The sequence below is a fragment of the Pseudomonas sp. PDM30 genome (genome assembly GCF_019218985.1).
Classification (GTDB): Bacteria; Pseudomonadota; Gammaproteobacteria; order Pseudomonadales; family Pseudomonadaceae; genus Aquipseudomonas; species Aquipseudomonas jessenii.
Window position 1 is genome coordinate 43667 of sequence record NZ_JAHUWM010000015.1, and the last position, 26242, is coordinate 69908.

General features: G+C 61.7%; 21 protein-coding genes and 1 pseudogene. 13 read left to right on the forward strand and 9 right to left on the reverse strand.

Annotated features, from left to right (window positions below):
• Positions 1-124: 124 nt before the first annotated feature.
• A complete protein-coding gene (locus KW840_RS26525; protein WP_057715258.1) occupies positions 125-1471 on the forward strand; it encodes a 2-hydroxycarboxylate transporter family protein in 1347 nt (448 codons plus the stop codon).
• Positions 1472-1524: 53 nt separating this feature from the next.
• Here KW840_RS26525 and KW840_RS26530 read toward each other — a convergent pair whose 3' ends face one another.
• A complete protein-coding gene (locus tag KW840_RS26530; RefSeq protein WP_057715259.1) occupies positions 1525-2298 on the reverse strand; it encodes a helix-turn-helix domain-containing protein in 774 nt (257 codons plus the stop codon).
• Positions 2299-2431: 133 nt separating this feature from the next.
• Between KW840_RS26530 and KW840_RS26535 the strand changes: the two genes are divergently transcribed.
• The 7 genes from KW840_RS26535 to KW840_RS26565 all read left to right on the forward strand — a co-directional run bounded on the left by KW840_RS26535 (position 2432) and on the right by KW840_RS26565 (position 10930).
• Positions 2432-3652 (forward strand): MFS transporter, encoded by a 1221-nt coding sequence (locus tag KW840_RS26535; protein WP_218498291.1) that lies wholly within the window; start codon positions 2432-2434, stop codon positions 3650-3652.
• Between the two features lie 171 nt (positions 3653-3823).
• Positions 3824-4648, forward strand: coding sequence for a response regulator transcription factor (locus KW840_RS26540; protein ID WP_218498292.1), 825 nt, complete (start codon positions 3824-3826; stop codon positions 4646-4648).
• A 741-nt stretch (positions 4649-5389) separates the two neighbouring features.
• Positions 5390-6505: an ABC transporter ATP-binding protein gene (locus tag KW840_RS26545; RefSeq protein ID WP_218498293.1), complete on the forward strand. Its 1116-nt coding sequence runs from the start codon at positions 5390-5392 to the stop codon at positions 6503-6505.
• A 39-nt stretch (positions 6506-6544) separates the two neighbouring features.
• Positions 6545-7687, forward strand: coding sequence for a PotD/PotF family extracellular solute-binding protein (locus KW840_RS26550; RefSeq protein ID WP_218498294.1), 1143 nt, complete (start codon positions 6545-6547; stop codon positions 7685-7687).
• Between the two features lie 31 nt (positions 7688-7718).
• Positions 7719-8636 carry an ABC transporter permease gene (locus KW840_RS26555; protein WP_218498295.1) on the forward strand — a complete coding sequence of 306 codons (918 nt, stop codon included), beginning with the start codon at positions 7719-7721 and terminating at the stop codon, positions 8634-8636.
• A 1-nt stretch (position 8637) separates the two neighbouring features.
• Complete coding sequence (locus tag KW840_RS26560) at positions 8638-9465, forward strand: ABC transporter permease (protein ID WP_218498296.1); 828 nt, start codon at positions 8638-8640, stop codon at positions 9463-9465.
• On the forward strand, positions 9458-10930 hold the full coding sequence (locus KW840_RS26565) for an aldehyde dehydrogenase family protein (protein WP_218498297.1): 1473 nt from the start codon (positions 9458-9460) through the stop codon (positions 10928-10930). Before KW840_RS26560 ends, KW840_RS26565 begins: the two co-directional genes overlap by 8 nt.
• A 983-nt stretch (positions 10931-11913) precedes the next feature.
• On the opposite strand, the gene KW840_RS26570 is transcribed toward KW840_RS26565, so the two are convergent.
• From KW840_RS26570 to KW840_RS26600, 7 genes are all read right to left on the reverse strand, one after another.
• Positions 11914-13296: an LLM class flavin-dependent oxidoreductase gene (locus KW840_RS26570; RefSeq protein WP_218498298.1), complete on the reverse strand. Its 1383-nt coding sequence runs from the start codon at positions 13294-13296 to the stop codon at positions 11914-11916.
• 34 nt (positions 13297-13330) lie between these two features.
• Entirely contained in the window at positions 13331-14176 is an 846-nt protein-coding gene (locus KW840_RS26575; protein ID WP_218498299.1) for an amino acid ABC transporter permease, read from the reverse strand.
• Complete coding sequence (locus KW840_RS26580; RefSeq protein ID WP_218498313.1) at positions 14173-14994, reverse strand: ABC transporter substrate-binding protein; 822 nt, start codon at positions 14992-14994, stop codon at positions 14173-14175. Before KW840_RS26580 ends, KW840_RS26575 begins: the two co-directional genes overlap by 4 nt.
• A 189-nt stretch (positions 14995-15183) precedes the next feature.
• Complete coding sequence (locus KW840_RS26585; RefSeq protein ID WP_218498300.1) at positions 15184-16152, reverse strand: DHH family phosphoesterase; 969 nt, start codon at positions 16150-16152, stop codon at positions 15184-15186.
• Between the two features lie 12 nt (positions 16153-16164).
• Positions 16165-16953 (reverse strand): SDR family oxidoreductase, encoded by a 789-nt coding sequence (locus tag KW840_RS26590; protein ID WP_218498301.1) that lies wholly within the window; start codon positions 16951-16953, stop codon positions 16165-16167.
• Positions 16954-16985: 32 nt separating this feature from the next.
• Entirely contained in the window at positions 16986-18155 is a 1170-nt protein-coding gene (locus KW840_RS26595; RefSeq protein ID WP_218498302.1) for a sulfotransferase, read from the reverse strand.
• Positions 18152-19267 carry a DUF1214 domain-containing protein gene (locus tag KW840_RS26600; RefSeq protein ID WP_159389773.1) on the reverse strand — a complete coding sequence of 372 codons (1116 nt, stop codon included), beginning with the start codon at positions 19265-19267 and terminating at the stop codon, positions 18152-18154. Before KW840_RS26600 ends, KW840_RS26595 begins: the two co-directional genes overlap by 4 nt.
• Before the next feature lie 209 nt (positions 19268-19476).
• On the opposite strand from KW840_RS26600, the gene KW840_RS26605 reads away from it, so the two are divergent.
• The 4 genes and pseudogenes from KW840_RS26605 to KW840_RS28775 form a co-directional block, all read left to right on the forward strand.
• Positions 19477-19947 (forward strand): SRPBCC domain-containing protein, encoded by a 471-nt coding sequence (locus KW840_RS26605; RefSeq protein ID WP_057715274.1) that lies wholly within the window; start codon positions 19477-19479, stop codon positions 19945-19947.
• Positions 19889-20956: a sulfate adenylyltransferase subunit CysD gene (cysD, locus tag KW840_RS26610; RefSeq protein WP_256353645.1), complete on the forward strand. Its 1068-nt coding sequence runs from the start codon at positions 19889-19891 to the stop codon at positions 20954-20956. The genes KW840_RS26605 and cysD overlap by 59 nt, the downstream gene beginning before the upstream one ends.
• A complete protein-coding gene (gene cysN / locus KW840_RS26615; protein ID WP_057715276.1) occupies positions 20956-22848 on the forward strand; it encodes a sulfate adenylyltransferase subunit CysN in 1893 nt (630 codons plus the stop codon). The genes cysD and cysN overlap by 1 nt, the downstream gene beginning before the upstream one ends.
• Positions 22849-23847: 999 nt before the next feature.
• Positions 23848-24105 (forward strand): annotated as a pseudogene (locus KW840_RS28775) (helix-turn-helix transcriptional regulator); the annotation flags it as partial.
• 60 nt (positions 24106-24165) lie between these two features.
• On the opposite strand, the gene KW840_RS26625 reads toward KW840_RS28775, so the two are convergent.
• Positions 24166-24930, reverse strand: coding sequence for a tetratricopeptide repeat protein (locus KW840_RS26625; RefSeq protein ID WP_218498314.1), 765 nt, complete (start codon positions 24928-24930; stop codon positions 24166-24168).
• A 317-nt stretch (positions 24931-25247) separates the two neighbouring features.
• Here KW840_RS26625 and KW840_RS26630 point away from each other — a divergent pair, with 317 nt between their 5' ends.
• Positions 25248-26132, forward strand: coding sequence for a serine hydrolase (locus KW840_RS26630; protein WP_218498303.1), 885 nt, complete (start codon positions 25248-25250; stop codon positions 26130-26132).
• The last annotated feature ends 110 nt before the right edge of the window (positions 26133-26242 follow it).

Genomic DNA, 26242 nt, shown 5'->3' on the forward strand with positions numbered 1-26242 from the left:
CTCATACTTTCGCTGTTTATTGCGTTATTAGCGAAGGATACCATCGATCTACCGAGTGGCAATCCATCCCCGGCCAACCGTGGTTTCTGAATCCTCGATAAAAACAACATGAGGAAAGCGCGACATGAACAAGCCCTATGAACAATCCCTGAAAATCGAAACCGCCTCCGACGGCGGATTTGTGCAACGCCTGCGCAGCCTGTGCGCCTACGAAATCGGCGTCATCCCGCTGCCGATCTTTCTCGGCATCGCGGTCATCGTTTATCTCTCGGCCCATCTGGGCTTCCTGCCCAAGAACATGATCGGCGGGCTCGCCGTCATCATGACCATGGGCGTGTTTTTTGGCCAAATGGGCTCGCGCCTGCCGATCCTCAAGGAAATCGGCGGCGGTGCCATCCTGTGCCTGATGCTGCCATCGATCTTGGTGTTCTACGGCTTCTTCGGACCGGCGACGATCGACGCCACCAAAATGCTGATGAAAGAAGCCAACTTCCTTTACTTCGTGATCGCCAGCCTGGTGGTCGGCAGCATTCTGGGCATGAGCCGTTTCATTCTGGTTCAGGGCATGCTACGGATGTTCATTCCCTTGCTCGTCGGCACCCTGGCCGCCGTTGCCAGCGGGTTGATCGTTGGCAAGTTGGTCGGCTACAGCTTCCACCACACGTTCTTTTTCATCATCGTGCCGATCATTGGCGGCGGGATCGGCGAAGGGATACTGCCCCTGTCGCTGGCCTACTCGGCAATCCTCGGCGGCACCCCGGATATCTACGTGGCTCAACTGGCGCCCGCCGCCGTGGTCGGCAACATCGTGGCGATCATCTGTGCCGGTTACCTGGCGCGCCTGGCCCTCAAGCGCCCGACCATCAATGGCGAAGGCTCGCTGATTCGCGCCAAGGACGAGAATGACCAATTCCTGGTCAAGGAAGACACAGGCACTATTGTCGACTTCCGCGTCATGGGTGCAGGGGTGCTGGTAATCTGCGCGTTCTTCGTCCTCGGCGGCCTGCTGGAAAAAGTCGTGGGCATTCCCGGCCCGGTGATGATGATCCTCGCGGCGGTGCTGTTTAAGTACCTTCGGGTGCTGCCGGAAAAACTCGAGAAAGGCGCCAACAGCTTTTACAAACTGGTGTCATCGGCGTTCATCTGGCCGGTGATGATCGGCCTGGGCATGCTCTACGTGCCGCTGGACAGTGTGGTGAAAGTGTTCTCGGTCGGCTACGTGCTGGTATGCGTCTCGGTGGTGGTGTCTATGACCGTAGCCGGCTTCTTCATCGGCAACCTGATGAAGATGTACCCCATCGAGTCGGCCATCGTGACCTGCTGCCACAGCGGCCTGGGCGGCACCGGAGACGTGGCGATCCTCTCGGCTTCCAACCGCATGTCGCTGATGCCGTTCGCGCAAATCTCCACGCGCATTGGCGGGGCTTCGACGGTGATTCTGGCGACGATATTGTTGCGGCTTTTTGTTTGACGCGGTGCCGGTGACCCAAGGGTGTTCTCTTGTGCAAGAGAACACCCTTTCCATCACTTGAAAAAATCGCTCGGCGTCTTGCCGAACTGCTTCTTGAACATGGTCGTGAATGCGCTTGGGCTGTCGTATCCCAGCTCCCCGGCGATGTCGATGATCTTCTCCCCGACGGCTATCCGTTCCAGCGCCAACAGCAGTCGCGCTTGCTGGCGCCATTGGCCGAAAGTCATGCCGGTTTCCTTGCGAAACCTGCGCTGGATGGTTTTGGCGTCGAGGCTCAACCGGGCACTCCAATCCGACAACGTCGAGCCATCCCCAGGGTCACGCTGCAACGCACTACAAATCAGGTTGATACGTTGGTCGGCGGGCTGCGGCAGGTTCAATGGCAAGGTCGGCAGGATCGTCAGCTCATCCAGGATCAGCCGCAGCACCCGGGCCTCCCGCGAGTCCGGATTGCAGGCGAAGTCAAAATCGACCGAGACCTTGATCAGCTCGCTCAGCAACGCGGAAACACTCACCGCCCGGGTTTCGGCGGGCAGATCCGGGCTCGCGTCAGGGTGCACGAAAACACTGCGCATCTTGATCGCCCCCACACAACGAATCGAGTGCACTTCACCGCTCGGCATCCAGATGCCACGGCTCGGCGGCACCGTCCATTGGCTGGTGGCGGCGTGCACCACCATCACGCCTTCGATGGCATAGATCAGTTGATGCTTTTCATGGGAGTGCGGCGGGATGAACCAGTTTTCCGGGTAGTCGGTCGCACTGCTGCGTACGCTCCAGCCGCCCTGGTCGATCTCCGCGAGAAATGTCTGCAATGGTTTGATCATGACGCCCTTTTTGCGATGGTCCACGCCCGAGTTGCGCGAGACGGGCGCCGTTGAGGCCCCTAGGATAACGCCGAACCCTGAAATTGGCTGCGCCTTGCGTTCGCAGTTCGCGTTTTTATCCGGAAACTCGCCTATGTCGACCACTACCCTGAGCTCTCCCTCACCCACCGCTTCGGTGGCCAGCCAGGCCAGCCCCCTGGTCATGCGCGTCATCGGCGCCTGTGCGCTGGCGCACCTGATCAACGACCTGATCCAGGCCGTGCTGCCGTCGATCTACCCGATGCTCAAGGCCAGTTATGGCCTGAGTTTCACCCAGGTCGGCCTGATCACCCTGACCTTCCAGCTCACCGCCTCGCTGCTGCAACCGTGGATCGGTTTCTACACCGACCGTCACCCCAAACCGTGGCTGTTGCCGGCCGGCATGGTCTGCACCCTGATCGGTATTCTGATGCTGTCGATGGTCGGCAGCTTCCCGGCCATTCTCGTGGCCTCGGCACTGGTGGGGGTTGGTTCGTCGACCTTTCACCCGGAGACCTCGCGGGTGGCGCGCCTGGCTTCGGGCGGTCGCTACGGCCTGGCGCAGTCGACCTTCCAGGTCGGTGGCAACGCCGGTAGCGCCTTCGGCCCATTGCTGGCCGCCGCGATCATCATTCCGTACGGCCAGGGCAACGTCGCCTGGTTCGGCCTGTTCGCGGTGTTTGCCATCCTCGTGCAGTACGGCCTGAGCCGCTGGTACCGCAATCACCTGAACCTGTTCAAGCTCAAGCAAGGCAGCAAGGCCACCCATGGCCTGTCAAAGCGGCGGGTGACGTTCGCCCTGGTGGTGTTGGCGCTGCTGGTGTTTTCCAAATACTTCTACATGGCCAGCTTCACCAGTTACTTCACCTTCTACCTGATCGAGAAGTTCGACCTGTCGGTGGCCAGTTCGCAGCTGTACCTGTTCCTGTTTCTTGGCGCCGTCGCGGCGGGCACGTTCTTTGGTGGCCCGATCGGCGACCGGATCGGCCGCAAGCAGGTGATCTGGTTTTCCATCCTCGGCGCCGCGCCGTTCACCCTCGCCCTGCCCTACGTCGACCTGTTCTGGACCGGCGTGCTGAGTATGCTCATCGGCTTCATCCTCGCCTCGGCGTTCTCGGCCATCGTGGTCTTCGCCCAGGAACTGGTGCCCGGCAACGTCGGCATGATCGCCGGGGTGTTCTTCGGCCTGATGTTCGGTTTCGGCGGAATCGGTGCCGCGCTGCTGGGGCACCTGGCGGATATCCATGGCATCGAGTACGTGTACACGCTGTGTTCGTTCCTGCCGTTGCTGGGGATTCTGACGATCCTGTTGCCTTCGACCCGGAGTGCTCGCTAAAGGATTCAGCCGATCATTTTTGATACCTGCCCTGTAGCACTCGGTAACACCAAGCCCTGTTGCGGTGCGTCTTCGCCACGACGCACCGCCAACCGCCGCGCTTCACACGGGCAATACCGCCATGGCGTACTTTGTGCATCCAAAGGCCATCCTCTTCTGCCTGTAGCCGCCATGCGCCCCAAGGAACTGAAACTCTGGACCACCGGTGTCGCCCACCTGCTCAACCTGCCTGCCGGGCATGGGCGGTTGTCGGGGTTGAGCCATTGGCTTCGGCAAATCTGCCCGGTCGATCATTTCGTGTTGTTTGTCTACGAAGGCAATCACCGGCCACTGGCGTTGTTCGATACGTTCTCGGCGGACAAGCGGGCGGTGTATGTCGACGACTATCAGTGCGGGCCTTACCTACTGGATCCCTTCTACCTGGCTTGTACCCGTGGGCAGGCGCCGGGGCTGTGGCGTCTGCGCCAGTTCGCCCCCGACCACTTCTACCTCGGCGAGTACTTCCTGACCTATTACCAGCAAACCGGACTGGCCGAGGAAGTGGCGTTCTTCGTCGACCTCGGCGGTGGCGCCATGGCGGTGTTGTCGCTGATGCGATCCAGCGCCAGCTGTGCATTCAGCCGGGACGAAATGCAACTGGTCGAGTGCGCGCAAGCGGTGGTCGAGCAGGTCATCAATGAGGCCTGGCGCTTGCGTCAGGCTCAGGAACCGCGACCGGCGCAGGACCTGGACTTCAAGATCCGCGAAGCCTTCGACCACTTCGGCGCGCACATCCTCACCGGACGCGAGCAGGAAATCGTTCAACTGTTGCTGCGCGGCCACTCCAGCGCCTCAGTGGCCGAACAACTGAACATCAGCCCCGGCACGGTGAAGATTCACCGCAAGAACATCTACGCCAAGCTGGGCATTGGCAGCCAGTCGGAGTTGCTGGGGTTGTTTATTCGGGAGCTGACGGAGGATCCGTTGCAGGCGCCCGGCCTCAAGCTGCAAGCCTGATACCTGTCGGCTAGCAGCCCCCCCTGTGGGAGCGAGCTTGCTCGCGATTGCGGCCTTACATTCAACATCCATGTGTCTGACACACCGCCATCGCGAGCAAGCTCGCTCCCACAGTTCTATCGGTGATCTGGAGATTGTGGTCAGGGCGGATCAAGCTGATCCAGCGCCCCTGGGCTCAGTTTGCAGGTTAATACCTGTCGGTTGGCAATAATCCCTTGTGGGAGCGAGCTCGCTAGCGATTGCGGCCTTACATTCAACATCCATGTGTCTGACACACCGCCATCGCGAGCAAGCTCGCTCCCACAGTTCTATCGGTGATCTGGAGATTGTGGTCAGGGCGGATCAAGCTGATCCAGCGCCCCTGGGCTCAGTTTGCAGGTTAATACCTGTCGGTTGGCAATAATCCCTTGTGGGAGCGAGCTCGCTCGCGATTGCGGCCTTACATTCAACATCCATGTGTCTGACACACCGCCATCGCGAGCAAGCTCGCTCCCACAATGGTCGGCGGTGTAAACAAAATTTGTATTCACCTCAAATCCCTGTAGGAGCGAGCCCGCTCGCGATGGTCGTTAACGATTACGCGTGATGACTGGCTCAACACAGTGCTCTTGAGTTCATCGCGAGCGAGCTCGCTCCTACGACAATCCGCTTCTATCCCCCAAGGGATATATACACCGCAAAACCCCGATTGCTAGTTTGGCCCCCGACGCACTGATTCATCACTGCAAGGGAGCCCGTCTCGTGAACAACACCCCGTCAAGCGATATCGAATTCTGCAATGTGGTCAAACGCTATGGCGAGGTGCAGGCCGTCGGCGGTCTGGATTTCGCGGTGCGCCGTGGCTCGTTTCATTCCTTCCTCGGCGGCTCGGGCTGCGGCAAGACCACCACCTTGCGCATGATCGCCGGCTTCGAACAGCCCACCAGCGGCGAGGTCCGCTTGGCCGGCAAGAGCGTGGCCGGTGTGCCGGCGTTCGAGCGGCCGGTGAATATGGTGTTCCAGCATTACGCGCTGTTTCCGCACCTGACCGTGGCACAGAACATTGCCTATGGCCTGCGCTATCGCACCCCGCGCCCTGACAAAAAACAGCAACTGCGCATGGCCGATGAGGCGCTGGAGATGGTACGCCTGAGCGGCTTCGGTCAGCGCAAGCCGAGCGAGCTTTCAGGCGGCCAGCAACAGCGTGTCGCCCTCGCCCGTGCGCTGGTGAACAAGCCGACGGTGTTGCTGCTCGACGAGCCACTGGCCGCACTGGACCGCAAGCTGCGCAAGGAGATGCAATCGGAATTGCTGCGCTTGCAACGCGAGGTCGGCATCACCTTCGTGCTGGTCACCCACGACCAGGAAGAAGCCCTGTCGATGAGTGACAGCATCAGCGTGATGCACAACGGTTCGATCATCCAGACCGCCACTCCGGAACAACTCTATGAAGCCCCGGCCAGCCGCTATGTGGCCGACTTTATCGGTGAGTCCAATCTGTTCGACGGCACCGTGCGCCAGCTCAACGGCAACTCCGTGGTGCTGCGCACCGAGCAAGGGCTGGAACTGACCAGCCCCCTCACCCCCACCGGCAAAGCCCTGAGCGCCAACGCCGCCGGTTGCATTGCGGTGCGGCCTGAGCTGATCAGCATCGCCGGGGCCAACGCCGAGATGACCCGGGAAGTGAAGCTGCCGGGCTGCGTGGAAGATCGCATTTATCTGGGCAATTCCACCGAGTACCGCGTGCGCACCCAGGCCTTTGGCGTGGTTTGCGTGCGGGTGCCGCGCCAGCAGGATCACGGCGCCAATGCATTCGAACACGGCGCGGCAGTGCGCGTCGGCTGGGATCACGCCAATGGCCTGGCCATGGCGTTGTAAATCATCGATTCGTTTCATCAACCGGATGTGGAGCGTGCTATGGACCAGAAGACTTTTATAAACACCCTGCGCAGCTGGCAGAACGGCTCGATCAGCCGCCGTGAGTTCCTTGGCCGCACGGGCCTTGGGATCGCCGCCGCCGTGGTCGCGACCAACATGCCCGGCCTGCTGACCTCCACCGCAGAAGCCGCCGAGCAAACCAAGCTCGGTGATCGCCTGTCGCTGGCGACCTGGCCGAACTACCACAGCCAGGAAAACCTCGACGCCTTCGGCAAGACCACAGGCGCCCGGGTGTCGATGAGCGTGTTTGGTTCCAACGAGGAAATGCTCGCCAAATTGCAGGCCGGCGGCAGTGGCTGGGACGTGCTGGTGCCGACCAACTACACCATCAGCACCTACGTCGGCCTGGGGCTGATCGAGCCGCTGGACCTGTCGCGCATCCCCAACTTCGACGCCTCGGCGTTCCAGCAAAAGTTCATGGCCCAGGGCACGGTGGACGGCAAGGTCTACGCGGTACCGAAAAACTGGGGCACCACCGGCATGCTCTACGACGCCGGCAAACTGAAAAACGGCCCAGCCAGCTGGAAGGAATTCTGGGCCGCCGCCCAAGGCCCGGCCAGTGGCCGGACAATTGTCCACGACTACCAGTTGACCGCCATCGGCAACGCGCTGAAAAGCTTTGGCTACAGCTTCAACTCCCTGGACCCGAAAGAACTGGCCGATGCCGAAAAGCTGCTGATCGAGGTCAAGCCACACCTGTTCGCGATCAACTCCGACATCCAGCCGTCGATGCGCAGCGGCGATGCCTGGCTGGCGATGTCCTGGACCGGCGATGCTTCGCAACTGCACCGCGACAATGCGCAAATGCAGTTCGAACTGGGCAAGGAAGGTGGCGAGTTGTGGAGCGACTTCTTCGCGATTCCCAAAAGCTCGGAGCACAAGGATGCCGCCTACGCGTTCATCAACTACCTGCTCGATCCGCAGCACAACAAGCTGGAAGTGCTGAGCCACGGCTACCCGAGCGGCGACAAGCGTGTCGACGCGCTGCTGCCTGTGGCGATGCTCGACGATCCGATCATGTACCCGGCCGCCGAGGCCCTGAGCCCGCTGGAGTTCGGTGCCGCCGCGACGCTGACCAGCCCGGCGCGCGCCGAACTGATGGCGCGTTTCAAGTCCGCCTGATCGCTTGACCATGGCCAATGAGGAGTCACCCATGAATGCCGCCGCCCACCCGCAAACGGTGCAGCCGGGCCATGCCCTGTCGGTCGAGGTTCGCCAACGGCGCAGCCTCGGCCGGCGCATTACCCTGCTGATGCTCTTGCCTTCGACCCTGTGGTTCCTGCTGCTGTTGTTGATGCCGCTGGTGATCATCCTGGTCTTCAGTTTCGGCGAGCGCAGCGCCGTGGGCGGTTACGCCGGTGGCTTCACACTGGTCAACTACCTGAACCTCGGTTCTCGCGGCGCGGCGTTCAGCAACACGCTGATGTTGGCGCCGCTGGGCACCCTGGTGTGCCTGGTGGCGGCTTATCCATTGGCGTACTTCCTTGCGGTCAAGGTCACAAGGAACCGCTCGCTGTTGCTGACCCTGGTGATCGTGCCGTTCTGGACCAGTTTCCTGATCCGCACCTACGCGTGGATTTTCATCCTCAGCGGCAAGGGCATCCCGGCGCTGCTGGCCAGCCTGGGTCTTGAGGATGTGCGGCTGATCAACACGCCGTGGGCGGTGCTGATCGGCATCGTCTACGGCTACCTGCCGCTGATGGTGTTCCCGATCTACGTCAGCCTGGAAAAACTCGACAAGCGCCTGCTCGAAGCCTCGGCGGACCTGGGTGCCAGCGCCTTCGAAAGCTTCCGCCGGATCACCCTGCCGCTGTCCGCGCCGGGGATCATCACCGGGGTGATGCTGGTGTTCATCCTGCTGATGGGCGAGTTCCTGATCCCGGCCATTCTCGGCGGCGGCAAGGTGTTCTTTGTCGGCAACGCGCTGGTCGACCTGTTCCTGCAATCGCGCAACTGGCCGTTCGGCAGTGCGCTGGCCATGACGTTGGTAGCGATGATGCTGCTGATCATCGGCGTGTATCTGAAACTGGTGGCGCGCTACGGCAGCCGCCCTGCCGACGGAGGCCTGTGACATGTGGCTGCGCAGCTATTCAACCTCGCTGTACCTGTTTCTCTACGCGCCGATTGCCTTGATCGTCCTGTTCAGCTTCAACGCCGGGCGCAGTGGCCTGGCGTTCCAGTGCTGCTCGGTGCAATGGTTCGGCACCGCATTCGGCAACCCGTTCATCATGGAAGCCCTGGGCAACAGCGCGCTGATCGCCTTCAGTTCGGCGGTGATAGCCACGCTGTTCGGCACCCTGGCGGTGTTCGGCTTGCAGCGCTGCGGCGCCAAGGTACGGATGCTGTTCGATGCGCTGACCTATTGCGCGATCATCGTGCCGGGCATCGTCATCGGCATCTCGACGCTGATTGCCTTCATCAGCCTGTTCGACCTGATCAACCCGTTGCTGGCGACCTGGTTGCCGACGGTACCGAAGTTGAACATGGGGTTCTTCACCGTGATCGCCGCGCATTCGCTTTTCACCATGGCACTGGTGATGGTGATCGTGCGCAGCCGCGTCGATTCCCTGGACAAGGCCTTGCTGGAAGCCTCCGCGGACCTGTACGCGCCACCGATGGACACCTTCTGGCGGGTGACCCTGCCGCAGATCAGTCCTGCGATCATGGCCGGGTTCCTGTTGGCGTTCACCTTCAGCTTCGACGATTTCATCATCGCGTTCTTCGTTGCCGGTTCCGAAACGACGTTGCCGATCTACATCTTTTCCTCCATCCGCCGTGGCGTGACGCCGGAGATCAACGCAATTTCCACGGTAATCATCTGCGTGTCGCTGGCCCTGCTGTTCACTTCCCGCCATCTGCAAAACCGCCGCATCGGCGTCCAGGAGTCGCACCATGCGTGATCAGCTCTATATCAACGGCGAATGGGTCAGCCCGGACCTGGGCGGCTATCTGGACGTGATTGATCCGGCCACCGAGCAAGTCTTCCACCGCGTGGCGGCAGGCACTGAAGAGGATGTCGACCATGCCGTGCGTGCGGCCCGTCGCGCCTTTGACAATGGCTGGGACCAGACCAGCGGCGCCGAGCGCGGGCAATGGCTGGAGGCGCTGGCCGATGAACTGGAAAGTGGCCAGCAGGCGCTGGCGGAACTGGAAGTGCGCGACAACGGCAAACCCTTGCCCGAAGCGCAGTGGGACATTGGTGACGCCATCGCCTGTTTTCGCTACTACGCCGGGTTGGCCCGCGAACTGGATCAGCAACAGGATCAGCCGCTGGACTTGCCGGACGCGCGTTTCCACTGCCGCATCCGCCACGAGCCGATTGGCGTGGCCGGGCAGATCATTCCCTGGAACTACCCGCTGCTGATGGCCGCGTGGAAGGTTGCGCCGGCTTTGGCAGCCGGGGCCACTGTGGTGTTGAAGCCGTCGGAACTGACGCCGCTGACCGCCCTGGAACTGGCCGCTGCCGCCGATCGTATCGGCTTGCCCGCCGGGGTGTTGAACCTGGTCACCGGCCTCGGCGCCGATGCCGGCAGCCCGCTCACCGAGCATCCGGGGGTGGACAAACTGGCCTTCACCGGCAGCGTGCCCACCGGCGCGAAAATCATGTCGGCAGCGGCCCGCGACATCAAGAACATAAGCCTGGAACTGGGGGGCAAGTCTGCCTTTATCGTGTTCGATGACGCCGATGTCGAAGCCGCCGTGGAGTGGATTTTGTTCGGGATTTTCTGGAACCAGGGCCAGGTGTGCAGCGCCACATCTCGTCTGCTGGTACAGGAAACCATCGCTGCGCGCCTGATCGAACGGCTGGTGGAGGAAACCCGCAAGATCAGCATTGGCCCAGGCATGCAGCCCGGCGTGCTGCTCGGTCCGCTGGTCAGCCAGGGCCAGTACGACAAGGTGCTCGGCTTCATCGACCAGGGCCTGGCCAGTGGCGCCCGTTTGCTCACGGGCGGACGGCGACCGGCGCACTTGCGCGAAGGTTACTTCGTCGAGCCAGCGATTTTCGACGAGCCTGGCCACAGCAGCATTTTGTGGCGCGAAGAAGTGTTCGGCCCGGTGCTGTGCATCAAGCGCTTCAAGACCGAAGAGCAAGCGCTGCAAATGGCCAACGCCAGTCGCTTCGGCCTGGCCGCCGCCGTGATGAGCGCGGACTTGCAGCGCACCGCCCGGGTCGCCAACCAGCTGCGCGCCGGGATCGTCTGGGTCAACTGCTCGCAACCGACCTTCGTCGAAGCCCCCTGGGGCGGCATGAAACACAGCGGCATCGGCCGCGAACTGGGCCAATGGGGGCTACACAATTACCTGGAGGTCAAACAGGTGACCGAGTACGTCAGCGACCAGCCTTGGGGGTGGTACTTGAAGTAATCAGGTCACACGGTGGGAGCGAGCTTGCTCGCGATAGCGGTGGGTCAGCCAATATCTCTGTTGGATGTACCGGCCTCTTCGCGGGCAAGCCCGCTCCCACAGGGATGGTGGCCAACCGCAGGATTAGCATTCACTGAAGATCAAAACTGCGAAAGCGAGCTTGCTCGCGATAGCGGTGGGTCAGCCAGTATCTCTGTTGAATGTGCCGGCCTCTTCGCGGGCAAGCCCGCTCCCACAGGGATTGTGGCCGGTCGTTGGATTAGCGTTCACCGAAAGTCAAAACTGTGGGAGCGAGCTTGCTCGCGATAGCGGTGGGTCAGCCAATATCTTTGTTGGATGTGCCGGCCTCTTCGCGAGCAAGCCCGCTCCCACAGGGATGGTGGCAGGTCGTTAGATTGGCGTTCACCGAAAGTCAAAACTGTGGGAGCGGGCTTGCTCGCGATAGCGGTGGGTCAGCCAATATCTTTGTTGGATGTGCCGGCCTCTTCGCGGGCAAGCCCGCTCCCACAGGGATGGTGGCCGGTCGTTGGATTGGCGTTCACTGAAGATCAAAACTGTGGGAGCGGGCTTGCTCGCGATAGCGGTGGGTCAGCCAACATCTCTGTTGGATGTGCCGGCCTCTTCGCGGGCAAGCCCGCTCCCACAGGGATGGTGGCCAACCGCAGGATTGGCGTTCACTGAAGATCAAAACTGTGGGAGCGAGCTTGCTCGCGATAGCGGTGGGTCAGCCAATATCGCTGTTGGATGTGCCGGCCTCTTCGCGAGCAAGCCCGCGCCCACAGAGATTGTGAGCAACCGCAGTATTGGCATTCACTGAAGATCAAAACTGTGGGAGCGAGCTTGCTCGCGATAGTGGTGGGTCAGCCAGTATCTCTGTTGAATGTGCCGGCCTCTTCGCGAGCAAGCTCGCTCCCACAGTGTCCCGGGCTTAACTGACCGGCATTAGCCTCTGGAGAGCCGCTTTTTTTCAGGACTGTCCCGCCCTAAAGACCTTTATCAAATCGGAATGAGGCGCCGTAAGCAGAATCCGGTAAATGGCTGGCGCCATCGTCCCGTAACCGCGAACGGAAAGTACCGCTCTGTGGCTGGGTACGATACAAGCCGCGTTTTTGCAGTTCAGGAATGATCAGTTCAACGAAGTCCTCAAGGCTGCCCGGGCTGATCAGCGGGTTGAGCATGTAGCCGCTGGTGCCGGAAATACGGGCGTGCTCTTCGATCCGATCGGCCACTTGTTGCGGCGTTCCCACCAGAATCAGATCACTGCCCCGGGTGACATTGGCAAAGCGCTGTTTGACATCGCCGGCGGTCAAGGGCTTGCCACTTCCATCAGGACGCATCACATAGGAAGTCATGCCTTCGGTGTGAGTGGACAACGCGTCGCTGTCCGCGTAGCGGCTGATGTCGATACCGGTATCACCGGCATAGCTCACCAGTTGCGCCTGCAAGTGATAGTTGCTTTGCAGTTCGTCATATTTGCGTTGGGCTTCGATCTCGGTCCTGGCTGTGACGATGCGAAGTACCGTCAGTGATTTGACATCCCCGGCATGACGCCCCCGTGCCCTGGCCTGCGTCCATATATCTTCCAATCCCTGGCGAATCTCCAGCGGGTTGGACTTGGCGATGAAAATCAGTTCGGCGTGCTTGGCCGCAAACTCGCGGCCGCGGCCTGACCAACCGGCCTGGATCAGCAAGGGTGTGCGTTGCGGTGACGGGGACGTCAAATGCGGCCCGGCCACCCGGTAATGCTCGCCAACATGATTGATCGGTCGCACGCGATCGCCCTTGGCATAGACCTGGCGAGACTTGTCGGCAACCACGGCATCGCTTGCCCAGCTGCCTTCCCAGAGTTTGTAGACCACATCGAGAAATTCATCTGCGCGTTCATAGCGATCATCGTGCTTGATCATCTGCTCCAGGCCGAAGTTGCGAGCGGCGCTGGTCAGGTAGGAGGTGACGATGTTCCAGCCGACCCGGCCATTGGTCAGGTGGTCCAGCGTGCTGAAGCGCCGGGCGTGGGTGAAAGGATGCTCGTAACTGGTGGTGACCGTGACGCCGAAGGCGAGGTTTTCCGTCACGGCGGCCAATGCCGGGATGATCATCAACGGGTCGTTGGCCGGTGCTTCCACCGCCCACTTCATGGCCGCGTCGGCATTACCGCCAAACACATCGTAGAAACCCAGCACATCACCAAAAAACAGCATGTCGAGATGAGCCTGGTCGGCGATGCGTGCCAGGTTCGACCAGTAGCCCAGCGAGTTGATGGTCAGTCGCTCGTCAGCCGGGTGCGTCCAGAGGCTCGGCGCGCCGCCACAGCCAACGCTGGCTTGCTCGTATAACGCAAACAACAGAGGTTTTGGATCGGACATCGTAGTACCTGTAAAAAGTCATTAAACGGACGGGTCAGCGCTGATGCTTGAAACCTTTGCCGTAGTGGCGTTCAAGACGGTTCTGTATCAACTCCAGTCCAATGGACAGGAGCCAATAGATAACGGCTGCGGTGGTGAGCATTTCGATGTAGCGGTAAGACGAGCGACCGTACGACTGCGCCAGGAACATCACTTCCCAGACACCCATCACCGATATCAACGATGAGTCCTTGAGCATTGAAATGAACTGACTGGTTGTCGGGGGAATGATCGTGCGCATGGCTTGCGGCAGGACGATGTGCAGGAACGTTGCCGCCGGCCCCAGCCCCAGAGCCATCGCCGCTTCGCGCTGTCCGGGTGCTACAGCCATGATGCCGGCACGAAAAATCTCGCTGAGGTAGGCACCGTAATTGAGCGACAGCGCAATGATTCCCGCGCTGATGGCGCCCGGCACGACACCCAACTGCGGCAGCCCCAGGTAGATCAGCAGGATCTGGATCAACAGTGGAGTACCGCGAAAAAAAGACGCATAGAAACTGGCAACGCCGAAAGCCACTGCACTGCGAGACAGGCGCGCCAGTGCCGTCACGAAGCCAAGGAGCAACGAAAGCCAGATCGAACACAAGCACAGGAACAGTGTCAGCGCGGCGCCTTGCAAGAAACCGTCAGGCCCCAAATGCAGGCCGACCAGATTGGGCAGCTTCTGCACAATGATCGAGAACTTCAGATCGAAGCTCATGAAAAACATGACGCACAGGCCAAACAGCACTGCCCAGGTCAAATACAGTCGAGTGCGAAAACCAGTTATCGGGCTGAAACGACGCGTCTCGGTTTCAGGGGCGACAGCCGTCTTGGCCGGGTGTGGATTGAGGGCTGTCATTGGCTGATATCGGCACCGATCCACTTCTGTGAAATCTTGCTTAATGTGCCGTCGGCCTTGAGCTGGGTCACGACCTCAGTGACTTTGGCATTCCATTGCGGATCGCCCTTTTCGATCGCTACCACGTTGGGCTCTGCATACAGCGTGTCGCCGGCAATTTTAAAGCGAGGATCCTGGGCGATGCGTTCGCGAGCAGTGATGAGGTTGGTGACCATGGCATCCAGGCGCACGCCCGTACCCAAGGCCAGGTCCTGGAAAGCTACCGTTTCGTTGTCGTATGGCGCGATCTGGACACTTTCGAATGGATAGCTCAACGGCTTGTCCTCGGCGCCCTCAATCACCAGATCCTTGTTCAAATAGGCTTCATAGGTCGACGCACTGATCACGCCGACTTTTTTACCTGACAGATCCTTGCCCGTGACGATGTTCTTGTCTTTGGCATTGACCACGATCACGGCCGGTGACTGGTAATACTCCACCGGAAAGTCGAACACTTCGGCCCGTGCCTTGCTCGGGGTCATCGAGCAGACGCAGATGTCATATCGTCCGTTCCAGCGGCCGGCAGCTATGACATCCCAAGACGGTGTCTGCAGCTTCAGCTTCACCCCTAGCCGTTGCGCAACGGCCTTGGCGACATCGACGTCAAACCCGTCCAGTTGGTTCTGTTCATTGAGAAAGGAGAATGGCGGATAGCTTTCCATCAGAACGCCGGTCAGCTCCCCGCTCCTGGTTACGCGATCCAGGGTGGCGCCCGCGAAAGCCGTCGAGCAGGTAGCCAGTAATGCCAAGCCAAAAGGTAAAAGTGCCTTAGTTTTCACAGACAAGTGCTCCAATCGATTCAAAATACTGAATAGATTAAAACGCACTATAAAAATAGTTTGTACTAGCTTTATGGAATATAAGACTGTATTCAAGCTATATTGGATCAAGCGGTTCAGGTGCTTGAACCGCTGACTTTTGGTGGCAAGCAACACCCCGACAGATCCGGTCCGGGCGTTGCCCTTTGCTCAGCGATAGCAATCGAGCAGGCGTGCGGCGACTTCCTTCAATTGCGCTTCGGCCAGATGGTTGATCCCGGCAGCACGCTTGCGCCCGCCCCCCGTGGGAAACTGCCGGCAGAAGGCATCCGCCGCCAGCCCGGCCTCTTCCGGTACCCGCAGGCTGAACGCCCAGTCACCGTCCGCCCTGGCGCTGAGCAAGCCGATCGCCTTGCGCGGCGCACCGGCCGCCAGTTGGTTGGCCAGCACACCGCTGACCCGCCGCGCCCAGGGTTGCGCGGGCAGGCGGTACAGCTGCGCGCCTCGGCCCTCGTGCCAGGGTTCAAGGCCTGCGGCTGCAGCCATGTCGGCGGCGTGGCCGGTGCGCAGGGTGGTGAAGCTTGTGCTGTGGCGGATGAAGTCCAGCGGGTCGTGGTAAGGCAGCAGCTCGGCGGCCAGCGCCAGCGGCTCGAAGTGCAAGTCCGACAGGCTGTCGCCATAGGCGTTGTAGTTGAGCAGCAGGCCCAGTTCCTCCAGGGCGTGCACCTCGTTGCTGGCCAGGCCATGCTGCGCCGCCAGCACCCGGGCCGGGCCGGCCAGGCCGTCACCAAAGGCAGCCGCCACCGCCCAGCGGTGATGACGCCCGTCCAGGTAGGTGTTGACCAGCAGGCTGGTACACACCTGGGCGGCCGTGTCGATGAAGGACTCGAATGCCGGATGCTGCGGCAGTTCACCGGCAAAGTGGTGGTCGAAGTAGCGTACCCGGGTGCCGGCGTCGAGCAGGCGCCGGGTGGCCTCGCGGTTCTGCTCGTGGGCCACGTCCAGCACCGTGACCCGCTCGCCGGGCCCGGCCTGGACCCGGCGCAACAACTCGATGTCGCGCTTGACCCCGCTGACCAGGCGCACCTGCGGATCCAGTTCACCCGCCAGGCGCAACTGCTGCAGGGCGCACAGACCGTCGGCATCGCCGTTGAAAGCGCAGTGATCGATTGTGTTCATCTGCCCTGCTCCTCAGTACATGACTTCGCCGCCGTTGGCATCGAGCTGCGCGCCATTGATCGCACTGGCGTAGTCCGATGCCAGAAACAACGCAGCGCGGGCGCACTCCTCGTCGCTGCGCATGCGTCCGCCAGGGATGCCGGCACTGAACTCGGCGCGCACCTGTTCTTCGCTGACACCCCGGGCGACAGCACTCTGTCGTACCAGGGCCTGCACCGGCTCGCCCCACATCCAGCCACAGGCCAGAGCGTTGACCCGCAAACCGTGGGCCGCCTGCTCGCTGGCCAGGTAGCGCACACTGGCCGCCAGCGCGCTTTTCGACGCGGCATAGGCCGCGCCACCCTGATACGGTTTGCGCACACCCAGGGTGTTGATCATGACGATCGCCCCCGCGCCCTGCGCGCGCATTGGCGCCAGCACCGCGCGGCTCATGTTCAGCGAGCCCAGCAGGTTGACCTCCAGGGCCTCGCGCAGCGGGTCGTTGTCCGCCTCGTCCACCGCCTGGAAACCGCCATGGGAAAAGGCGCTGTTGATCAGCGCATCGATACGGCCGAATTGCTCGAGGGTGGCTTCGGCGAAACGATTGCAGGCCTGCACATCGGTGATATCGGTGGCCACGCACAGCACTTCGCAATGCCCGGCGACCGCCTTGATGCGCTGTTGCGCCTCAAGCAGTCGGCCCTTGTCGCGGGCGCCGATGGCCACGGCCCGCGCCCCTTCGCGCGCGGCCTCCAGGGCCAGTTTGATACCCAGCCCGGGGCCGACGCCCGAGACCATCACGACTTTGTCTTTAAGCAGCATGGGATGAATCCTCTTATTGTTATGGGGCAGGCTCAGGCGCTCAGATGCCGGGCGCGGTACTCGGCGTAGTCACGCTGCAGCAGCGCATCGCTGAGGCCGAACTGGTCAGGGCTGTAGTGATGGGCAGCGCGTTTTTCCCGGCCATTGACGGACAACCATTGGCCCATCTCTGCCTGAACCTTTGCCGTGCATTCAAGGCCGGCGAAGCGATAGATGCGCTCGACCACTGCCTGGGGCGCGGCCAGGGTGTCTTCGAACTGCACATCGAGAAAGCGCCCGGCCGGCATGCCTTCGCGCACCGCCATGGCATGGCGCAAGGCCCGCGCCATGCGCCGGTTCCACTGCTCGCCGACGGCTTGGGCATCGGCCTGGTCGCTGTACAGCTGCCACAGGGTATGGATGAAGCTGGCCAGCGAGGGAATGGTCCTGGCCGGTTCGCGATGGGTGAGCACCACTTGCGCACCGGGGAACACTTCGAACAACAGCTCCAGGGTATGCAGGTGCTGCGGGCTCTTGAGCAACCAGCGCCGGCCGGGGGCGATGCCACGGCGTGCCTGCTGCCATTGCAGGAACTGCAGGGAGCGCTTGAGGTAACGGTAGACCTGAGTCTGGTCCTGACGGTCGAGCCAGGTGGTGTAGCTGGGGACGTTGACGTAGGAGTCCATGGCGCAGAGGAACGAGTGCTCCATCAGCATGAACTCTTCGTCGGGCTGCTCGGCGTCCAGTGGGTGAATGGCCAGCAATTGCGGAAGGAACTCGACCATCGCCGCCACTTCGGCGCGCGCCCGACCTAGGCGCTGCAACGGCTGCTCCAGGGTCTCCCCATCGAGGGGCGCCGGGTAGCGGGTTTCCCACCACTGCGCCTTGCTGAACTGCGGGTCCACCGCCAGGGTGCGTTGCAGCAGCGTGGTGCCGGTGCGTGGCAGGCCGACGATCACCAGTGGGTCGTTGATTTCCAGCTCGAGGATTTGTGGGTAACGCCGACAGTGATCCTCGATGATCAGACGGTTGACCAGTTGCGCCAACAGTTTCTCACGCAACAGTCCGCGCCCCGACACTGATAGCCGCGCTTCTTTTTCCAGGGCGTCAGCCAGCACCACCAGGCCCTGGCGAAAATCGCCGGGGCCGAAATCGTCGAGGCCGCCCGCACGTGCGCAAGCTTCAGCCAGCAAGGCATCCAGGGCGAAGTCATTGGCACTCATCGCACAAGCTCCTTCAGATCATTGAGTTTGACCACGCGTGTCGTTGGCTGCACCGGCTGCTTTGCTCCCACCCATCGCAGGCAGAGGGTGCCATGGGGATGGCCGGCAGTTTCCAGCCAGTTCGCCAGACCAGGGTCAACGCAGCAGAGGATCATGCGCAAGCGGCCATCCGCCTCCAGTTGCGCCGACTGTTTGTTCAGACAGATGCGGTGGTAGCGGTAGTCGAGCGACTCCATCCAGTAGTTGTTGATCTGCACGTTCCAGAAATCGCAGTCGGGCACCTGATCGACCTCGATCAGCAATGCCTCGTCATCAGCCAGAGCCCAGTAGGAGTGGTAATAGAAAATGTTCGGGTCGCCCCCCACCGACTGGCACAGTGCCTGGTCGGCGGCGGGCAGTTGATTGGTGTGTTTCTGATAACCCTGAGCCCAGTCGGCGAATAACCGCGCGGTGTTCTCGACGAAACTTCCCACCCGCTGCAGGCTTTGTTGCAAGCGCGGCGCATTCAGCGGTTCGGGTGTCTGGCGGGCATTGAGGCGTTCAATGCGCAGTTGCGCCGGCTGCTCGCTGCTACGGTCCAGAAAGGTTTGGCGGACAATCAAGGCATTGCTCTGCGGTTCGAGCCGCAGCCAGTTACCGATGCCGGGTGGATGCTGGCTGAGGATGATTTCGAAGTTGCCTTCGGCATCCGACTGCAACATGCCTGCATCGAGAAAGCCGGTCTGGATCATCTTGCCATCCGTTTCGTAGCCCCCCTTCTGGGAACCGAAACTGAGGTAGGCAACACTGCCGCGCTGGCCGCTGACCCGATACTCGTGCGCGCCGTTGAGGCGCGCATAGCTATACAGATTATCGGGGTTGTCGGCGCCAATTTTCGCGGTTTCATGGGAGGGAGTGATGAAGCCCGGGAAGTCCGGATCGGCAAATTCCAGGTGCATTTCCAGTGCAATGCGCAGCAAACGCGTGAGATAGCGAAATCCTTCGGCGCGGGTCTGCACATCGGCCGGAGCCTCGGCGCGCAATATTTGCTCGCCGCTGCGCCGCAGTTGCTCGCAGAAGAGGTTCCAGCTTTCGCCGCTGAGCACCTCCTGATCAATCCTGTCTGTAACCATGTCGGTCTCCTCTGTTGGCGGAAAGTCCGCCGCTGCCAGTGACCTTAGGGAGCACCCCCTTGCCGATTCTTCGTCCAAGCGGACTAAATCGCCTGCTAGTCCGCACGGACGAGGAGCCGTGCGCCGTGAGCGGCGAGGATCGCGCCTGAGCCCATGGCTTACTTCCCGCCGCAGTTCGTGGCGCGCAGTCATCCTCAGAGGAGTTACCCATGACCGCAGAGAAAAATCTGGTCCGTTCAGTGACCGTGGACATCGCCGCACCGGCCGAATTTGTCTGGTCGGTACTGATCGACCTGGTGCGTTATCCGCAGTGGAACCCCTACACCGTCAAGGTCGAGTCCAGCTTGCGACTGGGCGAACCGGTCAATCTGTTTCTGCCCGATCCGGGACGACCTGGTGAACTGCTGCACGTGATCGAGTACCTGGCTGACTTCGAACCCCACCGGTTACTCGCCTGGGAGATGTATGCCAACGCCGACAATCCCGACGCTGCCCGTCGCGAGCAGCACATCGAGCCCACCGGCGCGGCCAGTTGCCGCTACCACACCACCGACCAGTTCCTCGGCGCCACCGCCGACCAGGTCATGACCGATCATGGCGCTTGGGTCAAACAAGGGTTCGATGCCGTTGCCCACGCCCTCAAGATCCGTGTCGAGACGCTGTACGCGTCCGTCGCGTGACCTGCAGCTGCCGGCGCCTCTTCGTCCAAGCAGACGAAGAAGTGCCGGCGGTGCTTTACCTACCGTGGTGTTCAGCCGGCGCCAATCCCGGCAGAACTCGAGGAGGTATTCGATGTTGACTCATCTGCAATGGCTGGAAGCGGAAAGCATCCAGATCATCCGTGAAGTGGTGGCCGAGTGTGAAAACCCGGTGATGCTCTACTCCATCGGCAAGGACAGCGCGGTCATGCTGCACCTGGCGATGAAAGCCTTCGCCCCGGGCAAGCCGCCCTTCCCCCTGCTGCACGTGGACACCACCTGGAAGTTTCGCGAAATGATCGCCTTTCGCGACCAGACCGCCGAACGCCTGGGCCTGGAACTGCTGGTGCACATCAACCCCGAAGGCGTGGAAAAGGCCATCGACCCTTTCATCCACGGCTCGGCCTTGCACACCGATGTGTGGAAGACCCAGGGCCTGAAGCAGGCCCTGGACCACTACGGTTTCGATGCCGCGTTCGGCGGCGCCCGGCGCGACGAGGAAAAGTCGCGGGCCAAGGAGCGGGTGTTTTCGCTGCGCTCCGAGCAGCACCGCTGGGACCCCAAGCAGCAGCGCCCGGAGCTCTGGCACCTGTACAACACACGCAAGCGCAAGGGTGAAAGCCTGCGGGTGTTCCCGCTGTCGAACTGGACCGAGCTGGATATCTGGCAATACATCTACCTGGAACAGATCCCCATCGTGCCCTTGTACTTCGCCAAGGAGCGCCCGGTGGTACGCCGTGACGGCACGCTGATCATGGTCGACGACGAGCGCCTGCCGCTGCTGCCCGGAGAAACCCCGGAACTGCGCAAGGTGCGCTTCCGCACCCTGGGCTGCTACCCGTTGACCGGCGCCATCGACAGTGACGCCGACAACCTGCCGGCGATCATCGGCGAAATGCTGGTCAGCCGCACCTCGGAACGCCAGGGCCGCCTGATCGACAGCGACTCGGCGGGCTCCATGGAGAAGAAAAAACAAGAGGGGTATTTCTGATGAACGCAATCACCGACGCACGCAATGGCGACCTGACGCCCTACCTGCAACAACAGCAGAACAAGCAGCTGCTGCGCTTCATCACCTGTGGCAGTGTCGACGACGGCAAGAGCACCCTGATCGGCCGACTGCTGTATGAATCCAAGGTGTTATTCGAGGACCAGCTTGGCCAGCTTGAAGCCGACTCGAAAAAGCTCGGCACCCAGGGTGACGAACTGGATTTCGCCCTGCTGGTCGACGGCCTGAGCGCCGAGCGCGAGCAAGGCATCACCATCGATGTAGCTTATCGCTTCTTTGCCACCGACAAGCGCAAGTTCATCGTCGCCGACACCCCCGGCCACGAACAGTACACCCGCAACATGGTCACCGGCGCGTCCACCGCCGACCTGGCGGTGATCCTCATCGACGCCCGCCAGGGCTTGCTGACCCAGACCCGCCGGCACAGTTACCTGGTGTCGCTGCTGGGCATCCGCAAGGTGGTGGTGGCGATCAACAAGCTCGACCTGGTGGACTACTCCCAGGCGGTGTTCGAGCGCATCGAAGCCGAGTATCGCGCCTTCGCCGCACAGATCGGCCTGCAGGATATCCAGTGCATCCCGCTGTCGGCGCTGCGCGGCGACAACATGCTCCAGGCCAGCCCCAACACGCCTTGGTACCAGGGCCCGAGCCTGCTTGCCTACCTTGAAGACGTACCGCTGGAGCAGGACCGGCAGAGCCAGGCAGCGTTCCGTCTGCCGGTGCAGTGGGTGAACCGGCCGAACCTGGATTTTCGTGGCTATTGCGGTAACGTCGTGGCTGGCAGCGTGCGCGTCGGCGAGCGCATCCGGGTGCTGCCCTCGGGCCAGCAGAGCGAGATCACCGGCATCCTTGGCAGCGCCGGGGAGCAGCAGCAAGCCCTGTGCGGCCAGGCCGTGACCCTGACCCTCAAGGACGAGATCGATATCAGCCGCGGCGACCTGATCGCCCTGGCCGACACCCCGCCGGCGGTGGCCGACCAGTTCGAAGCGACCCTGGTATGGATGGACGAACAGCCCCTGCTGCCGGGGCGCCCGTACCTGATGAAGATCGGTTGCCGCACCGTCGGCATGAGCTGCGCCAACCTCAAACACCGGGTCGATGTGAATAGCCTCGAGCACCTGGCGGCCAAGACCCTGGAGCTGAACGGCATTGGCGTATGCAACCTGCACCTGGACCGGCCGATCGCCTTCGATGCTTATGCCGACAACCGCGATACCGGGGGCTTTATCGTTATCGACCGCCTGAGCAATCGCACGGTCGGTGCCGGTATGCTGCACTTCGCCTTGCGTCGTGCGCAGAACGTGCACTGGCAGGCCATCGACGTCAACCGCGAGGCTCACGCCGCGCTCAAGGGCCAGTCGCCACGGGTGCTGTGGTTTACCGGTTTGTCCGGCGCGGGTAAATCGACCATCGCCAACCTGGTCGAGCGCAAGCTGCATGCCCTGGGCCGGCACACCTATCTGCTCGACGGCGACAACGTGCGCCACGGCCTGAACCGCGACCTGGGCTTTACCGAAGCCGACCGGGTGGAAAACATCCGCCGGGTCGCGGAGGTGGCCAGGCTGATGCTCGATGCCGGACTGATCACCCTGGTCTCGTTCATCTCGCCGTTCCGGGCCGAGCGTGACATGGCCCGCAGCCTGGCCGGTGACGGCAACTTCCTCGAGATCTTCATCGATGCGCCGCTGGCCCTGGCCGAGCAGCGCGACCCCAAGGGCCTGTACCTCAAAGCCCGGCGCGGTGAGCTGAAGAACTTCACCGGCATCGACTCGCCCTACCAGCCGCCAGTGGCGCCGGATATCCATATCGACACCCGGCACGAGTCTGCCGAGGCCGCCGCCGAACGCATAGTCGAAGCCCTGCTGGCGCTGTAAGAGCTACCGGGCGCAGCCTGCCCCTTGGGCATGCGCTGCGCCCGTCAGTGCCTAGGCCAAACGGACGATTTTGCCGCCGTGACCCCGGTCGATACTCGCCCATGACAACACGCAGCCAAAGAGGCGCGCATGACCCTGCCCTTTTCCACCTGCCCGGACCTGCACGCCAGCATCGACATCCCCTCTGCCGAGCTCAGCAACCTGCTCGGGCTGGTCTACCACGGCACGCTGGAGCCCACGCCCTGGGCTAGTTTGCTGGAAGCCCTGCGCCAGCGATTCGCCGCCAGCTTCTTCACCCTGGTGCTGCGCAACCCCGACCATGAACGCCCCGGGCTGATCGTCAATGCCTCGGTGCATGGCGCGATGTTGCCCGGCGAGCCCTCTTACAGCGAACACTTCTATTCGATCTGCCCGTTCCTCGACTGGCCCGCGGACCAGGTGGCCAGTGCCGACCAGGTGCTGGGCACGGAGGCCTGGCTGGCCCATGATTTCTACCGTAACTACCTGCACCCCCTGGACCTGCGCGATGTGCTGGTGGCCAACATGCGCACCGCCGCCGGCATGCACTGCGCACTGTTCGCCTGCCGCGACCACGCCAGCGAAGCGTTCACCCCGGCGCAGATCAACCTGATCCGCCTGTTGCTGCCGCACCTGCAACAGGCGGTGGACCTGCACTCGGCGGTGGATCAACTGGATGCCGAACGCCAGCTCTACGCGGCAACCATCGATCGCCTGATGGTGGGCACGGCCATCCTCGACGAGAACGGCCGGATGATGCGCTGCAACCGTGCCGCCCAGCGCCTGTTCGACAGCCATGACGGTCTGGAGTGCAAGCACGACAAGCTCTGTGCCTTCGCCAACCATGAGAACCGCACACTGCAGCAGGCCATTCAGGCCGTATTGAAACAACGCCCCCGCGGCCTCGACGACCTGCAAGTCCTGACCCTGTCGCGGCCCAGCGGTGAGATGCCGCTGAACCTGCTGCTGCGCCCGATTGCCATGAACTACCAGACCCATAACAGCGCCCGACGCCCGGCAGTGGTGGTGTTCATCCGCGATCCGGCCGACTCGCCACAAGCCTCGCGTGACCTGCTGCGTAGCCTGTTCCAACTGACCCGCACGGAAACCGAAGTGGCCATGCTGGTCATGGACGGCCAGACCCTCGATGAGACAGCCGAGGCACTCGGGGTTTCGCGCAACACCGTGCGCGCTCACTTGCGCGGTGTATTCGCCAAGACTGGCGCCACGCGCCAGGCGCAACTGGTCAAGACCTTGCTCAATAGCGTGGCGTCGTTGGGGGTAGCTGTCTGCATAAACTCAACCGCGCACCAGGTAGGCCCCCGGGGGAACCCGATGTCGCAGCTTCTTGCATTTGCCGGGTGCGGGCTGATGCCCCGCCGGGCGATCAGGAAACCAGATTCGGCATTTGCCCGGACGCGGCATATGGCCGCGGGGAATCTCGACCTCAGCGTACGCCCGCTCTGGCTCGACATTAGTCATTTGTAATTTTCCTTCGGGCCCGGCTCTACCCGCCGACGGCGCATCCAGCCCCCGATATGCCTCTGCGCGAGCCAAGTTGCCAGCGTCGTTCCCAGTGTCCGGAGTGGATTGCTCAGCAACGGCCACTTCCGCTTCGCGACGCCTTTGGGCCTCCTCCTCCAGCCCCTTCTGTACTGCGACCACGCCCTCTTTTGCATTGGGTGGGGTACCCGAAGATTGGGCCTGCTGCGCCGCCTGGATCAATTGGAAGTTGCGGTTGCGGAGCTCGACGTTGCGACCAACCCGTATGTTCGAGCGCGCCGCCAGGGTTTCAGCCTGCTGGTACTGCCCCTGCTGAAGGCGCAACACACCCAGGTAATGCAACGTCGCGGGATTGTTCGGCTGGATATGCAGGGCACGCTCCAGCGTGGCGGCGGCCTGGTCCAGTTGGCCATTTTCATACTGCCGCGAGGCGGTTTCGATCAGGGTGGTTGATGCGCTGTTACTCCGCGCCGGCGCGCTTCGTTCGGCAGCAACCGAACAAAGCGACGGGACAGCGCAGAACACCAGGATGAGGCCCGGCAGAAAACTCTTGGTTGGCATCAGGGGGCGGACTCGACTGAATTCAAACGGCACTGCCGTAAAACAGGCCACAACGCTGCTCGGCATTTGCGATACAGGGCCGCTATTGACCTGGCCAATACCCTGAAGTTCCTGCTGCAACGACCGTCGCGACCAGTACCATTTTTTACCACCCCCAACATCCAGGCACGATCTGTTGCTGTTCTTCACGCAGGGCGCAAAACGGCCAAGAGCCGTCGTTCAGGACAGTACAAACGGCTGACTTTTCACTCTGGCGAAGAAGAGTGAATGAGATATCTTGTCGAGCTGTCGATCCGCTCAACATTCCAAGGAAGCCAATGCTCAGTTCACTCGTATCAAATGGTCAGCCACAAACGCCTGACCGGTTAGAACTGACGGCCCCCTGGTGGAGTTTTACGAAAACAGTCCTGGCTGCGACAGCCCTGTCGTTGGTACGTGACGGGCTCATCGGACTGGACGACCCAATTTCTGATCAGCCTTTCACGTTACGCCAGCTACTGCGGCATGAAGCAGGCCTGGCCGATTACGGCGAACTTGCGGAGTACCACGCCGCTGTTACGAACAGTGAGCCAGCCTGGTCGGCAGATGAAATGATGCAACGCCTTGACGGTGCTCGACTTCGATGCAGTCCCGGAACCGATTGGCGTTACTCGAATGTTGGCTACTTGCTCATCGGCAGGCTTATTGAACGGCTAACTGATCTGACGCTTGATGATGCGGTGACTCAACGTGCACTTACTCCTCTGGGCCTGTCGAACGTTCGCTTTGCTAAAACGCGAGCAGACTTGCAAAAGACCCATCTTGGAAGCACCTCGAATTATGACCCCGCGTGGGTCTATCATGGCTTGCTGATCGGCCCAATTTCCCAAGCAGCGCTATTTCTGGATCGACTCCTCTGCGGTGAACTGCTCTCCACGGGCTTGCTCCAGGAAATGCAGACAGCACGAACATTGGGCGGCCCGATTCCCGGGCGCCCATGGATCATTCCGGGCTATGGCCTAGGTGTGATGCAAGGGTCGATTGACGGCGGACATTCCCTATGCGGGCACACAGGCTGCGGGCCAGGCAGTGTCATTGCTGTCTACCGTATCCGCGACGGCGACGCATCGGCTTGTTGCGCTGTTTTTGAAGCGGGTGCCAGTGAAGGTGCCGTCGAAGCCATCGCTGTGAAACAGCTGATGCAAGTTATGCGCGGTGGCTGAAGACGGCTAAGTCCTTTTGGCGTCGACCTCATGATTCGCCGGATGACCGCTTCACGCCCTGAGGAAGTCAGTCAACCAAAAATCGTCAGGCGTATTCAACGGAACATTCC